Below are 14,224 nucleotides of genomic sequence, written 5' to 3' on the forward strand. Positions count from 1 at the left end.
CATTGAGAAGACTCATTAAAGAATTGCTGGTTTATATTATAGATAAGTTTTACTTACCTTACTCTGTTTAATTTTCAAGGATCATTTCGTCTTATCTCGACTGCTTGTACATCTTATCATCTTTGTTTGCTCTTGTCAACAATATTTTAAATGTTTTTTATCTTTAATTCTTGTTGAAAGATTTTACTATTGACTAGCCGCCTATTTATTTTGTTACCCATCAAGCGACGAAGACTATCTTACCATCTTTAATACTATTTAATATAATAGATTTATACTTTAAGAATAAGTTAAATAACGTATACTCCTTTTTACTTCTAATATCTTTGTAATGATTCTATTGATACACCTGATTCAGTTTATTTATATTACAACTAATGTTAGTTCTATTTTCCCCTTAACTTTGCCAATAGTTTGAAATTCATCTATAACATTTTCTTAGTTATCTCAGTTGTTATTTGGTTAATTAAAAATATAGAAAAGGATGTCATAAGGTAGAAAATACTTTCTACCTTGTGACACCCCTTACCATAGCTAAATATACTAATTCTATAATCATACCTATTCCAACTCCTACAGCATAGGCTATCAAGTCACTCCATAAAAATCCATATCCCAATACTAATCCGCCTAACGTTGTCTTTCTGATATTGTCTATCCAGTTTGCATGATATAATTGGCTTAATTCAATAAGGTAACAAAAAGATATTGCCATTACTGCAACTGTCTTTGTTGTCTTAGCTCTTAGGATGAAAGCAAAAGCAATAAAAATCACTAATGCCCAGAGGATATCCCCTAAGTATATATTTAAAAATTCCGGTATAAAACTTTTCATTCGTCTTGAGTATAGTCCTAAAAAAACTACAACCATTGTCATAAATCCATATAACACTCTATTACGTTTATAGATCATCCAAAAATTTCTCCCTAGTATCATAAAAAATAGGTATTTAGCTAGTTCTAAATCTATTCAAGTTTCTTATATTAATTTTTCTCTAAATTCATCAATCTACTATTCCGCAATGCTCTCCCCATTTACCTTCTCTTGTTGGCTAACTTCAGCGGCTCCAGAAGTCTGAACTAAAAATACTCCAACTAGAATAACAACAGTTGATACTAATATAGTTATAGATACAGCCTCTTTCAAAATAACTGCCCCTAAAAGCACTGCAACAACAGGATTAACGTAAGCATAAGTGCTTGCTTTAGATGCTGGCCATTTTTGTAGTATATAGATATAACAGCTGTAACCTACTATAGAGCCAAATAAAACTAAATATAAAAGTGCTCCTACGCCTCTACCTGTTAAATGAATTTTAGACAGTTCTCCAAGAAATGTTCCTATAATTGAAAGCCCTATACCGCCTGATAACATTTGAATACCTATATGAGTTACTACTGACCCAGAAGCCTTAAAACTTTTTGAATAAATAGAACCACTAGACCATAGAATTGCACTTAACATTACAAAAATTACTCCCTTTGCACTAGTTGCACCTGTACTTAAGTTTGGTAGCACAAGTAATCCAACTCCTACAAATCCCATTAAAATACCGCACCATCCTTTAATATTCATTGACTTACTTCTCGTAAAAAATGTCTCTATTATAGCTGTATAAAGTGGGCCTGTAGCCACAATAAGAGAAGTCATGCCAGAACTTACCCATTTCTCTCCCCAAACTACTAGACCATTTCCACCTAGTAATAGAAACATTCCTACTATTGCTATCCTTTTTATATCCACTGTCTTCTTTGGAAACTCTAACCCTTTTAGCTTAGCAAAAGCTAACATAATTGACCCAGCTACTAAAAATCTTACACCTGCAAAAATTGTAGCAGGCAACTCGCTTACTCCTATACGAATTGCTAGGTATGTAGAACCCCAAAAAATACATACAGCTAAATATGCTAAAACAACCTTCTTTTCTTCCTTATCTTTATTGCCATTCAATCTTATTCAACCCCTTCCTCTAACAATTATAATGCTTATTAAAAATTATTCAACTATTCGTAGAAAACAATAGTTTTTCAACTGCAAAGGCTCCACTAACCTACTTCCAGTTATAAGGCTCAAGGCCTGCCTTGATAATTGAGTTATTATACTTCTCAATCTTACTTTCAAAGTATTTCCTAACCTCGTTAACAGTTATTCCTATGCCTCTGTCTTCAATGTCTAGATAAGCACATGCAACAATAAATTCTTTTTCTGATTTGCTAGGCTTTCTTTCTCTTTCTAGCACAAATTTAATATAGCTATCTCTAAGTAAGCTAGATATCCATATTTGTTCTTTTTGTTTCAATTGACACCACTTTCTACCAACTTGCTCCTGCTTTTTTTCTTTACTATTATTATTTCTCATTAGCTTAACTTATCTCCTTAATATTAATCTTTACCTATTCATCAGTAAAAGATTATATCATAGAATTTTTGTAAATTTAAGCTTGACAGATAGAATATTTTCTTCATTTAAAAGTAAGTTTTTCATGTATATTTTTGTTATCAAATAACTTCTAACCTTTACTTTAAACCTAAAAATAGTAGCATATATTGAATAAATATGTAATTTCTGGTACGATGTAACTATTGGAAAATTCAGTAATATTTTCATTCACATGTAGTCACATTTGTTAGGAGTGAACAAGGTGGAAAAATCTATTAGAGCAAAAATACTAATTTTAATCTTCATTACATTAATTCCTTTATCAATTTTAGAATTTGTAAAAATTCAAAGTAACTATCGTAACAGAATTGAAGCTGAGTTAGTAGCTAGCCAGGATTTTGCTGAAGCTATAAGAAATTCTTTTCTGGTCTTTCTTAATAAGACATGGACAAGCCAATATGCTATAGGAGCAGCCATAACTTCAAACCCTCATTGGAATGAAAAGGATATTAGCTCCTATCTAAAAAAAATTCTCCAAGAGGATGAAACAAATATCGGATATTCTTGGCTAAGTCCTTCTGGAAAGGTTATTGCAACAACTAACGATCAATTAAAAGGAAAAAGCATTTTAGATAGTGATTACACAGATAAAATATCAAAGGGCAGAGATGAAATAATATGTAATATAACTCCTAGTTATGATAACAAAAAAATAATATTACATGTTGTAAGAGCCATTAGAGTTAATAACCAGCTAATGGGTATTGTTGTTACTGGACTAGACATTAATAAATTAGATAAAATTTTTCCTTCACATAGACTAGCAAAGGAAAGCACTTTTGGCATTGTTGATAGTAATGCCAGGATTGTGTATCGTAGCGATGGCAAGAATACTCCCTTTTCCCAAAGAGTAGTTCCAGAAGACTCTCCCTCTAGAAAAGCTCTAAAGGGCGAAATTATTAGGACTTACTCCATGTACCATGGCTTTGATGATTTAGAAAGAATGGCAATAGGTTACCCTATTAAAGAAATAGGATGGAGCTGTTTTGTAAGTAGTTCTGTACCAGAGCTGTTATCAAAAGAAAGAGCACTAGTAAAAAATAATCTTATAATATTTATATGTATATATATAATTTCATTTATTATAGCAATTGCTTTCTGTAATAACTTTATTAAAAGGATAAGAAAATTAAGGGATTCTGCTAATGAAATAATAAAGGGTAATCTAAACGTTAATGTAAGCGGATTAGAAAAAGATGAATTAGGAGAAGTCGGTGAAGCCTTTAACACAATGGCGGAGTGTTTACATAAGCGGGCCAAGGAAGTAGAGGAATATAACAACCTAAAAGCACAGTTTTTCTCAACTATGTCTCATGAACTAAGAACACCTTTAAATATTATATTAGGCTGTATTCAGCTTCTTGAAAAGTTAGAACCTTCCAATGAAATTTTCAATAAATTATACTATAAGTACATAAAAATGCAAAAACAAAACAGCTATAGACTGTTGAGACTTATTAATAACTTAATAGATATTAATAAAGCAGAGTCTAATTACATTAAAATCAAGCTAGAAAATAATAACATCATTAAGGTTATTGAGGATATAACATTATCTGTGGTTGAGTATACTAATTTAAGCAATATTGATATTATATTTGATACCGAAATAGAAGAAAAGATAATGGCTTTCGATTCTGATATGATGGAAAGAATTATGCTAAATCTACTTTCCAATGCAATTAAATTTAGCCCTCAGGGAGGAATCATAGAAGTAAATATCCTGGATAGAAAAGAAAAAATTATAGTTTCAGTTAAAGATTCTGGAATAGGTATACCTGAAGATAAACTCCAAATGATATTTGATAGATATGGTCAAGTAGATAGTTCTCTAAGTAGAAAGACTGAGGGTTCAGGCATTGGACTATCCTTGGTTAAACACTTAGTGGAGCTTCACGAAGGTAAAATTTATGTAAAAAGTCAGCTAGAAAAAGGAAGCCAATTTATATTTGAGTTACCTGTAAAACTGATAGATGAGAACGGCCCTATAGATAACATAAAAACCCTAACTAGAGTTGAAAGAGTTCCCGTAGAGTTTTCAGATATTTATACTGAGACATCATAGCACATTTGTATAAATCAATAGGGAGACAGAGTAATCAGTGCCTAAGTTACCCTGTCTTCCTATTGATTTATGTAGATATAATTTAATTATTAAAAGTTATTTTTCCTCTGAATATTTTGCGTCTCTCCAGCCAACTATTCCACCTGGATATCTGTATACATTTTTATAACCTAACTCCTTAGCTATTTTAGCTCCTACATCACTTCTTTCACAGGAAACAAACCCACAGTATACAACAATTGCTTTATTCTTATCACTTGGTAATAGTTTAACAAAGGCTTCCTTTTGTTCCGGTGTTACATCCTTTATTCCCGTCTTCGGCAATTCTGCGTTAACAGCTCCAGGAATATGCCCTCCTTTAAAATTAGAGACAGGCATTGTATCAATAATAGTCATTTCCTTCTTGCTATCAATCCATCCTTTTAACTCTTCTGTACCTACAATTGCGTACTTGCCTTCTTCTGAGGTTTTTACAAGTCTTATTGCTGCCTTTTCAATATTCACCTCATTACCATCTACTGCTGTACCTGCTTTTTTTGTAGTTGTGGATGTTTGAACTGTTTGTTGTCCACTACTTGATGAACAACCTGCAAAAACGCCTACCGATAGTACCATAGTTATAAGCAAAATCAAACCCTTCTTCTTCATAATAATTCCCCCATTTGCTTTTTTATTGATCTCTTATGTAAAACATAGTTGCCTGTATTATTAATTAATAAACCATCTTGATTGTAACAAAGCATAAAAAGCATTTAAATAATTATTAATAATTAAAATCATAAAAATTCTCCCTATTATAAATTGCTATTTGATAAAATGCTCATAATCATTACTCTTAAAAATCATATATAATTTTAGTAAAGTTGTAACATAATATAATAGATTAAACCCTTACATATAAAGGAGACTATAATATGGGTGAAAGGTTTGTTTTTAAATACAAAGTAACTGACTTGTTTTTTATAATAATAGGTACAATTATAAGCTCAATAGGAATAAATATGTTTATTATTCATGCCAAACTCTTAAGTGGAGGCGTCACCGGAATAGCGTTAATTTTTCACTACTTGTTCAAAATTCAAGTAGGATATGTTATTCTCCTAATGAACATTCCCTTATTTATCTTAAGCTTTATAAAACTAAGCAAAAGATTTACTTTGTACTCCCTGGTAGGCACTCTATCTCTATCTCTTTCATTGATAATAACTCACCCAACTTCTAATATGTTAAATATTGATGACAACTTACTTTACTGCTTATACGGAGGAGTAATTAATGGAATTGGTTTTGGATTAGTGTTTGTTCATAATGGTTCTACAGGAGGTTTTGATATAGTAACTATGTTAATTAGAAAAAAACATTCTAACTTTAACATAGGAAAAATATCTTTCCTTATTAATTTAGTAATAGTCTCTATAAGTGCCTTTATATTTGGGCTATCTAACGCTTTATATACACTAATAGCAATGTACACAACTTCTTTTGTAGTTGATAACATGGTAAGAGGTTTTAATAAAAGTAAATCCGTTTTTATTATTACTGAGAAACAGGAGGAAATTGCGGATGCTATATTAGAAAGTCTCCATAGAGGGGTTACATATTTTTATGGAGAAGGTGCTTATACTAAAGAACATAAAAAAATACTATATTGCATAGTACCCTTCTCTCAATTGCCAAAACTGAAACAAATAGTTACTGCCTTAGATGAGAAAGCCTTCTTAACTATTTCTGATGCATCAGAGGTTCAAGGAAAAGGGTTTAAAAACACATTATAAACCTTCTCTTGTAGCTAACTATAATCTTAACTTGGAAACCAAAAAGTAACTTATTGACATCTATTATAAAAGACTGTAAGCTTAATGTAGTTAATTCTGCGACCTTTTACATATAATTAATAGAAGAATATTATATCATTAATTAATAATGCTAAAATCATGGTACATCCATGATTTTTTAATTGTAAAAAGTTGCCTTAGGGAAGGGGGATACTAATAATGAAAGAGACCTTTAAATATGTATGGAAGCATAAGCTAATGCTTGCAATACCTTCTATAGCTATGACAGCAGCAATATTTATAGATATGCTGAATCCTTATTTACAAAAATTAGTAACAGATAGGGTTTTTATAGGAGGAGAGCAAAGTTTACTATGGCCAATACTCTGGGGCTTTATTGCAGTTACCCTTAGCAGAGCCGTACTGGGTTACGCTAAAGAATACCTATTTGATGTACTGTCAACAAAGGTTAGTATTGATATAAAAAAAGATTTATTTAACCATATTCAAAGTCTACCCTTTAGTTATTTCGATAACATGAATACAGGAGAGCTTATGTCCAGAATAGGTGAGGATGTAGACAACATCTGGAGAAGTGTTTCCTTTGGAGTAAGATTATTTATTGAAAATATTATTTACTTTGTAACCGCTTCAGCAATACTATTTTACTTAGACTGGAAGCTTACCCTTGCCTGTCTAGTAGGAATGCCTCCTATAGCCTATTTAGCTCTGCAGTTTGAAAAGAAAATTGGAGAATCTTATGGAAAATTAAGCGATCAGGGGGTAGCCCTTAACACCGCTGCTCAAGAAAATATTGCAGGAGTTAGACTGGTTAAGGCCTTTGCAAGAGAAAAACATGAAATTTTAAAGTTTCTTAAACTTAATGAGGAAAACTATAACCTTAATATGGAGCAAAACAAGATAATGGCAACCTACTTTCCTCCTATTGAGTTCTTAACTAATATTTCTATGGTATTTTTAGTAGTACTAGGAGGAGTATTTGTAATGGACAACTCTATGTCTATAGGCACCTTAGTAGCCTTCAGCGGCTATATATGGATGTTGATTTGGCCTATGAGAATGCTTGGATGGCTTACTAATTTAATAGCACAGTCTAATGCCTCTGCTAAGAAGATACTGAATATCATGAATGTGCAACCTCAAATTAGGGATAGTGAAGATCCTATAAGGCTTCCTCATATGAAAGGAACTATAGAATTTAAAAATGTTTTCTTTAAATACAAGGAAGATTATGTGTTAAAAAATGTAACCATGAAGATTGAGGCAGGCAGCACTGTTGCCATAATGGGAACTACAGGCTCCGGTAAGTCTTCAATTATTAACCTTATTGGACGATACTATGATGCAGCAGAAGGTGAAATCCTGATAGATGGCTACAACGTTAAAGACATATCTCTTAAAGACTTAAGAAGCAAAATGGCTGTAGTTCCTCAAGATACTTTTCTGTTCTCCGACAGTATTGAAGAAAACATCCGTTTTGGCAAGGCAGATGCTTCTTTAGAGGAAATAAGCGAGAGCTGTAGATTAGCTTGCGCTGATGAATTTATCCAGGAACTAGAGGATAAATACCACACAGTAATTGGCGAAAGGGGTATCGGTCTTTCCGGTGGTCAAAAACAAAGACTTTCTATTGCCAGAGCACTTATAAAAGATTCCAGCATTTTAATTCTTGATGATTCTACCTCTGCACTGGATATGGAAACAGAATACCAGCTTTTAAAGAATTTAAATGAAAGACATAAAAAGGCTACAACCTTTATAATAGCACATAGAATTTCAGCAGTTAAAAATGCAGACCAGATATTTTATGTGGAAGATGGACAAATTGTAGAAAGTGGAACTCATGAAGAACTTCTTTTGAAAAAGGGCAAATATTACGAAATATACTGTGAACAATTTAAAGATTTTGATACTTTAGCTTCTGCTAAGGAGGTGGGATAATGGCTATAAATACTGTTAAACAGGATGAAGAATTAAAAAAATTATCTAATATAGAAGTAGGCAAAAGACTTTCTTCTTATTTAAAAGACTATAAACTAAAAGTCTTTACTGTGTCGCTGCTTTTAATATTTGTAATGGTAGTCAACCTTATAAACCCTTACCTCCTTAAAGTAGCTATAGACAAGAATATTAAAAATCATGATTTAAAGGGTTTGTTATTAATAGGTGCATTTATGCTGTTATTGAATCTCATATCAATGACTGCTTCCTATTTCAGCACTATGAAAATGGCTTCCGTTACTAACAATATACTTTTAAAAATACGACAGGATCTTTACAGTCATATTCAAAAGTTGTCCTTTGCATTCTTTGACAACAGACCAGTAGGTAAAATACTAGCTAGGGTTATAGGTGATGTTAACGCTCTTAAAGATTTGTTTAACAACAGTGTCACCAACTTTATTCCTCAGCTGTTAACTATTATCTGCACTGGAGCTATGATGTTTTATTTAAATGTGAAGCTAGCCCTAGCTTCCATGGTACTACTTCCTGTTCTTGGCATAAGCCTCTTTGCTATACAGATAGTCTCCAGAAGAAGATGGCAGGACTTTAGAAGAAAGCGTTCTACCTTCAACGCCTATACCCACGAGGACTTCTCAGGTATTAAGGTAGTTCAAGGTTTTTCTAATGAAGAAAAAACTTCAAAAACCTTCTTAGGCTTAGTTAAGGATATGATGAATTCCTTCATAAGTGCTGTAAAACTTAATGACTTATTCTGGCCTCTAGTGGATTTATCCTGGGGATTAGGTATGGTAATACTTTACTGGACCAGCGCCAAACTATTTACCAGCAATAGTATAACTATGGGTACCATTATAGCCTTTACAATGTATATAGGTATGTTCTGGAGACCAATTTTAGAGATAAGTAATTTCTATAATACCTTAATAATGAACTTTGCTGCAGCGGAAAGAATATTTGAAATAATGGATGTAAACCCAGACATTATTGATGTAACTACTGCCTCAAAAATGGCTAAAATTAAGGGGCAAGTAGAATTTAAAAATGTTACCTTTGGCTACGAGGATGGTACTGCAGTTTTGGATAGTGTAAGTTTTAAGGTTAACCCTGGTGAAACAGTAGCGTTAGTTGGAGAAACTGGTTCTGGAAAAACTACCATTGTAAATCTAGTGAGCCGCTTCTATGACACACAAGGCGGAGAGGTTTTAATAGATGGAAAAAATGTTAAAAATGTAGAACTAGAGTCTTTAAGAAGCCAAATGGGTATTATGCTTCAGGACACCTTCCTATTCTCCACAACTATTAAGGAAAATATAAGATACGGTAAGCTTGATGCCACAGAGGAAGAGGTTATTGCTGCCGCCAAAGCCGTTAATGCTCATGACTTCATAATGAGTCTAGAAAAGGGCTATGATACAGAGGTTAACGAAAGAGGCTCCAGATTGTCTGTTGGACAGAGACAGCTTATTTCTTTTGCAAGAGCACTGCTAGCAAATCCGAGGATATTGATTCTAGATGAAGCTACTTCCAATATTGATACACAAACGGAAAAGCTTGTTCAAAAAGGTATTGAAAAGCTGCTTCAAGGAAGGACCTCCTTCGTTATAGCTCATAGGCTTTCCACTATTAGGGACTGTGATAAAATTATGGTGGTTGACGATGGTAGAATAGTTGAAACAGGAACTCATGACGAACTGGTAGCGTTAAAGGGACTATATTACAATCTTTATACATCCCAATATAGATTTTTAAGCGAAGGTGCTTAAAAAAGGAGGTTATACCCTTTTTTAAAAGTGGTATAACCTCTTTCTTTAATCCCTACAAAACAAATAATATCTTCTTCAATTGTTAATATAAGCAATGCATCTCCTCCTCTGCCCTATCCCAATTCACAACATAAGCTTGCCCTTTAGAACAGAAAATTGAAGAGGATGTATATTCAGGATCTGCATTTTTGTTATAGTTAATCTTTTCAATAATCTCTTCTTTATTATGGCAGTGACTGTAACCGCCAAAAACTAAACTTAAAGTGCCCTTTCCACCTGTAAAGGAAGCTAACTCAGTACTATAATTCATAAAGGTGGCTACTGGTACCTTACCTGTTAAAATAGCCTTATCCCCTATGATCTTAGGGGGCTGAAAGTTTCCATTAGCCTTTTCTAGGTCAGATAAAACTCTTCCCATGTGGTCTAGAGAAACCTTAATCTTGAAGCTGTAATAAGGTTCTAACAAAACATTTTTTGCTTTTTCCAATCCCTGTCTTAGAGCCCTGTAAGCAGCTTCTCTAAAATCACCACCAGAGGTATGTTTATTGTGAGCTCTTCCTGTTAATAAGGTAATCTTTACATCTGTTAGCGGCGAACCAGTAAGCAGTCCATGATGTTCCCTTTCAAAAATGTGATGACCAATTAAATTTTGGTTACCAGTTGTTAAATGGTCTGGGTGACAGAGATTCTCAAAGATTATTCCACTGTTCCTCTCGCCAGGCTCTAATTTAAGATGAACCTCAGCATAATGACCTAAGGGTTCAAAATGACCACAGCCCTTTACCACTGATTCTATAGTTTCCTTATAAAGAATTTCTGGCCTTCCAAAGGATACATTTAAATTGAATCTTTCTCTAATCAGCTCCTCTAGTATCTGCAGCTGAATAATTCCCATAACACTAATTTGGAGCTCTTGAAGACTTTCTTCCCAGGTTACATTTAAAGAAGGGTCTTCTGCTTCCAATATTCTAAAACACCGTAAAATTTCCTTTATATTTAGAGAAGGATCAAATATCACTTTAGATTTTAAAGTAGGCACCATTTCATAAACTGCTTTTTCCCTTAATATTCCTAGGCCATCACCAGCGGAAGCATTAGATAATCCTGTTACTGCAAAAATTTCTCCAGCATATACCTCATCCACAGCGTTAAATTTATTTCCATTATAAACTCTAATACCAGTTATTTTCTCACAAATTTTTTCTTCTGCATCACCATAGCACAGTTCCTCTCTTACCTTCAACCTTCCACTTAAAGCCTTTATATAGGTCACCCTCGTACCATTTACATCATGACCAATTTTATACACTCTTCCTGAAAAATCGCCTTCTTTATAATACTTTGTAAGGGTCAATTTATCTAATTTCTCTAGAAAACTTACAATGCCTATATCTTGAAGAGCAGAACCATTGCAGCATGGAAAAAGCTTATTCTCCTTAATCATAGTCCTCATGGAGTTTAGCCATAGATCAAAGTGGAAATTATCCTCCATATATCTTTCAAGAAGCTCTTCATCTCTTTCAGCAATAAATTCTACTAGTTCTTCACTCATACTAGCTTCATTAAAGGAAGTTGTTATATCACAAATATCCTTCGTTAAATTTACACGAATTTCTTCCAATACCTTTTCTAGGTCTGCACCTGCTCTATCTATTTTATTTATAAAGAAAAAGGTTGGTATATTGTGCTCTCTAAGAAGTTGCCATACCGTTTCTGTATGGCCTTCTACCCCTTCTACAGCACTGATTATTATTACGGCATAATCCATTACCTGTATGGCTCTTTCCATTTCAGAAGAAAAGTCTACGTGTCCAGGAGTATCTATTAAATAATAATTTGAGTCATTGTAAGTCATTACTGCCTGCCCTGAAAATACAGTAATTCCTCTTTCCTTCTCTATATGGTGGCTATCCAGAAAGGCATTTTTATGATCAACCCTCCCCCTCTGTCTAATACTTTTTGTATGATAAAGCAGCTGTTCTGAAAAGGTAGTTTTACCTGCATCTACATGTGCTAGTATTCCAATGGTTTTGTTCATCTTGTCACCTCTGTCTTTTGCTATAAACCTTACTCTCTCTTATTTCTTTCCTAATAAATGCTCTACTTGCCTAATATTATTTTTTATTTCCTCTATCTCTGCTTCATATTTTCTTACCGCAGCACCAGGAACATGTATTCCAGTTTGTCCTAGCACATGCATTCTTTCCTCCTCTACATCCTCTAAGTATTCCTTCAGTTCTAAAAGCTTTTTTTCCAATTCCCGCGAAGTCATTTTTTCAAAGTTACCCATTTTAATCTTCACTCCCCTAAAAATTAAGTGATTACAGGACTTTCTTGTATTTATAGCTAAATTATACTATAGCTATAAAACCGAAACAATGATAAGAAAAATTGAAATTTTCCTTCATTTGCTCTTGACAACTTTAACCATATTGTATTAATATTAAAAAAAATGAATAATGCCTCATCTCCTAAAGAGGTGAGGTAGAGGCGCGATGTCTAAAAGTAAGTATATGGAGGCTGGAAACCGGAGAAGTATACAGAAAGGAGCCATCGCCGAAATCTTAAGAACCTAAAGCTTAAGGTTGGGTCTGCATCAAAGAGGTGCAGGACTGTCATTAGAATAACTGACCATTATTCTAATGGAGCGCTATCTCATTCTAGGTTTAAGGGGGAGGTGTAGGTATGCATACTTATATGTATAAAAGACACACTTAACAACCTGTTAGGTGTTTTTTTGTTTCCATTTTTATAGAAAAAATGACTTTTTAGTTAAATTTAGTATGAAAGGAATGTTATAATGGGTAATAATAATAAAATATCAGAACTTACAAAAATAGATACGGAACTTAAAAGAGAAATGGGACTTTTCAGTGCTGTGTCCATAATCGCTGGAATTATGATAGGATCTGGAATATTTTTTATAGGCTCCTTTGTACTTCAGCGTTCAAACAATGCTCCCGGTTTCGCTATGCTGGTTTGGCTGGCAGGAGGAGTAGTTAGTTTACTTGCAGGACTTTGCTATGCTGAACTTGGAGCAGCTATGCCAAGGTCTGGAGGAGCCTACGTTTACTTAAGAGAGGCTTTCGGTCCTTTAGTTGGTTTTCTGCAAGGCTGGACCTTCTTTTGGATTGGTGCTTCCGGCTCTATTGCAGCTCTTGCGGTAGGTCTTGGAACCTATTTTAGCAATCTGTATCCCCTATCTCCTATGGCTATAAAACTTTTTGCAGTAGCAGTTATAATTATTTTAACAGTTATAAACTGCCTGGGAATCAAATTTGGAAGCTTAATTCAAAATGTATTCATGATTGGAAAACTAATCCCTATACTAATAATTATTGCTTTAGGCTTTGCTCTTGGTGGTGAACATAATCCTATGACAGTATCACCTGGTGCAGGGACAGGAATTGCAGGAACCTTTGCTGTAGCCTTAATAGCATCCCTTTGGGCTTATGAAGGGTGGACAAACCTTAATACAGTGGCAGAAGAAATTAAAAACCCTAGAAAAAACCTCCCACTTGCAATGATTATTGCTATAACTGGTGTTACAGCAGTTTATATGCTATTTAACTATGCTCTTTTAAAGGTTTTACCAGTTGGTGTTATAGCTTCAAATGCAAACCCTGGTGCCGCTGCCGCAGTGAAACTTATAGGTTCTGCCGGCGGAATTTTAGTTACAATTGGAGCTTTTCTCTCTATATTTGGTTCTTGTAATGGCTGTGTACTTGCTTTTCCACGTTTGTACTACGCTATGGCAAAGGACGGTATTTTCTTTAAATGGTTTGAAAAAATTCACCCAGAATATAAAACTCCAGTACCAGCATTAATTGCTTCTGCTGTAGTATCTATATTATTGATTTTCACTGGTTCTTTCCAGCAGCTAACAACAATGGTTGTATTTTCACAGTGGATATTCTATATTCTTACTATATGCTCTGTATTTGTACTAAGAAAAAAATATCCTGATATGGAAAGACCTTATAAGGTATGGGGATATCCAATATTGCCAATTCTAGTAATATTAGTTTCTCTATTTATTTTAGTAAATACTTTAATTACAGACCCTCGCTCTTCACTAATAGGACTTATAGTTCCTATAGTAGGCGTACCTGTGTACTATGTGTTTAAAAATAGAATGAATAATGAGTCTAATAAGAAAAAAATAGAAGCATAAAATTATACCATCCTGCAATT

At 33.6% G+C, this 14,224-nt stretch carries 11 protein-coding genes and 1 riboswitch; of the genes, 5 read left to right on the plus strand and 6 right to left on the minus strand.

What is annotated here, in order from left to right:
- Positions 1 to 508: 508 nt before the first annotated feature.
- From P8V03_RS04515 to P8V03_RS04525, 3 genes are all read right to left on the minus strand, one after another.
- The gene (locus P8V03_RS04515) at positions 509 to 913 is read right to left on the minus strand and encodes a ribosomal maturation YjgA family protein (protein ID WP_318796928.1); all 405 of its coding nucleotides are present in this window, start codon (positions 911 to 913) and stop codon (positions 509 to 511) included.
- 99 nt (positions 914 to 1,012) lie between these two features.
- The gene (locus P8V03_RS04520) at positions 1,013 to 1,951 is read right to left on the minus strand and encodes an EamA family transporter (RefSeq protein ID WP_318796929.1); all 939 of its coding nucleotides are present in this window, start codon (positions 1,949 to 1,951) and stop codon (positions 1,013 to 1,015) included.
- Positions 1,952 to 2,051: 100 nt separating this feature from the next.
- Entirely contained in the window at positions 2,052 to 2,360 is a 309-nt protein-coding gene (locus P8V03_RS04525) for a hypothetical protein (RefSeq protein ID WP_261673140.1), read from the minus strand.
- 283 nt (positions 2,361 to 2,643) lie between these two features.
- Here P8V03_RS04525 and P8V03_RS04530 point away from each other — a divergent pair, with 283 nt between their 5' ends.
- Entirely contained in the window at positions 2,644 to 4,506 is a 1,863-nt protein-coding gene (locus P8V03_RS04530; RefSeq protein WP_318796930.1) for a sensor histidine kinase, read from the plus strand.
- Positions 4,507 to 4,602: 96 nt separating this feature from the next.
- Here the strand turns inward: P8V03_RS04530 and P8V03_RS04535 are convergent, their stop codons facing one another.
- A complete protein-coding gene (locus P8V03_RS04535; protein ID WP_318796931.1) occupies positions 4,603 to 5,154 on the minus strand; it encodes a rhodanese-like domain-containing protein in 552 nt (183 codons plus the stop codon).
- Positions 5,155 to 5,420: 266 nt separating this feature from the next.
- Here P8V03_RS04535 and P8V03_RS04540 point away from each other — a divergent pair, with 266 nt between their 5' ends.
- From P8V03_RS04540 to P8V03_RS04550, 3 genes are all read left to right on the plus strand, one after another.
- A complete protein-coding gene (locus P8V03_RS04540) occupies positions 5,421 to 6,281 on the plus strand; it encodes a YitT family protein (protein ID WP_318796932.1) in 861 nt (286 codons plus the stop codon).
- A gap of 219 nt (positions 6,282 to 6,500) precedes the next feature.
- On the plus strand, positions 6,501 to 8,243 hold the full coding sequence (locus tag P8V03_RS04545) for an ABC transporter ATP-binding protein (protein WP_318796933.1): 1,743 nt from the start codon (positions 6,501 to 6,503) through the stop codon (positions 8,241 to 8,243).
- Entirely contained in the window at positions 8,243 to 10,030 is a 1,788-nt protein-coding gene (locus P8V03_RS04550) for an ABC transporter ATP-binding protein (RefSeq protein WP_318796934.1), read from the plus strand. Before P8V03_RS04545 ends, P8V03_RS04550 begins: the two co-directional genes overlap by 1 nt.
- Positions 10,031 to 10,112: 82 nt before the next feature.
- Here the strand turns inward: P8V03_RS04550 and P8V03_RS04555 are convergent, their stop codons facing one another.
- Positions 10,113 to 12,068 carry a translation factor GTPase family protein gene (locus P8V03_RS04555; RefSeq protein WP_318796935.1) on the minus strand — a complete coding sequence of 652 codons (1,956 nt, stop codon included), beginning with the start codon at positions 12,066 to 12,068 and terminating at the stop codon, positions 10,113 to 10,115.
- A 39-nt stretch (positions 12,069 to 12,107) separates the two neighbouring features.
- On the minus strand, positions 12,108 to 12,320 hold the full coding sequence (locus P8V03_RS04560; RefSeq protein WP_318796937.1) for a hypothetical protein: 213 nt from the start codon (positions 12,318 to 12,320) through the stop codon (positions 12,108 to 12,110).
- Between the two features lie 187 nt (positions 12,321 to 12,507).
- Positions 12,508 to 12,691, plus strand: a riboswitch (Lysine riboswitch).
- Positions 12,692 to 12,830: 139 nt separating this feature from the next.
- Between P8V03_RS04560 and P8V03_RS04565 the strand changes: the two genes are divergently transcribed.
- On the plus strand, positions 12,831 to 14,204 hold the full coding sequence (locus tag P8V03_RS04565) for an APC family permease (RefSeq protein WP_318796939.1): 1,374 nt from the start codon (positions 12,831 to 12,833) through the stop codon (positions 14,202 to 14,204).
- The last annotated feature ends 20 nt before the right edge of the window (positions 14,205 to 14,224 follow it).

Origin of the sequence: Clostridium tanneri (assembly GCF_033659955.1) — a bacterium.
GTDB lineage: Bacteria > Bacillota > Clostridia > Clostridiales > Clostridiaceae > Clostridium_AM > Clostridium_AM tanneri.

Coding starts and splice junctions, on each gene's coding strand:
- P8V03_RS04550 (WP_318796934.1), top strand. CDS start 8,243: ATGGCTATAAATACTGTTAAACAGGATGAAGAATTAAAAAAATTATCT.
- P8V03_RS04555 (WP_318796935.1), bottom strand. CDS start 12,068: ATGAACAAAACCATTGGAATACTAGCACATGTAGATGCAGGTAAAACT.
- P8V03_RS04565 (WP_318796939.1), top strand. CDS start 12,831: ATGGGTAATAATAATAAAATATCAGAACTTACAAAAATAGATACGGAA.
- P8V03_RS04540 (WP_318796932.1), top strand. CDS start 5,421: ATGGGTGAAAGGTTTGTTTTTAAATACAAAGTAACTGACTTGTTTTTT.
- P8V03_RS04525 (WP_261673140.1), bottom strand. CDS start 2,360: ATGAGAAATAATAATAGTAAAGAAAAAAAGCAGGAGCAAGTTGGTAGA.
- P8V03_RS04535 (WP_318796931.1), bottom strand. CDS start 5,154: ATGAAGAAGAAGGGTTTGATTTTGCTTATAACTATGGTACTATCGGTA.
- P8V03_RS04545 (WP_318796933.1), top strand. CDS start 6,501: ATGAAAGAGACCTTTAAATATGTATGGAAGCATAAGCTAATGCTTGCA.
- P8V03_RS04560 (WP_318796937.1), bottom strand. CDS start 12,320: ATGGGTAACTTTGAAAAAATGACTTCGCGGGAATTGGAAAAAAAGCTT.
- P8V03_RS04515 (WP_318796928.1), bottom strand. CDS start 913: ATGATCTATAAACGTAATAGAGTGTTATATGGATTTATGACAATGGTT.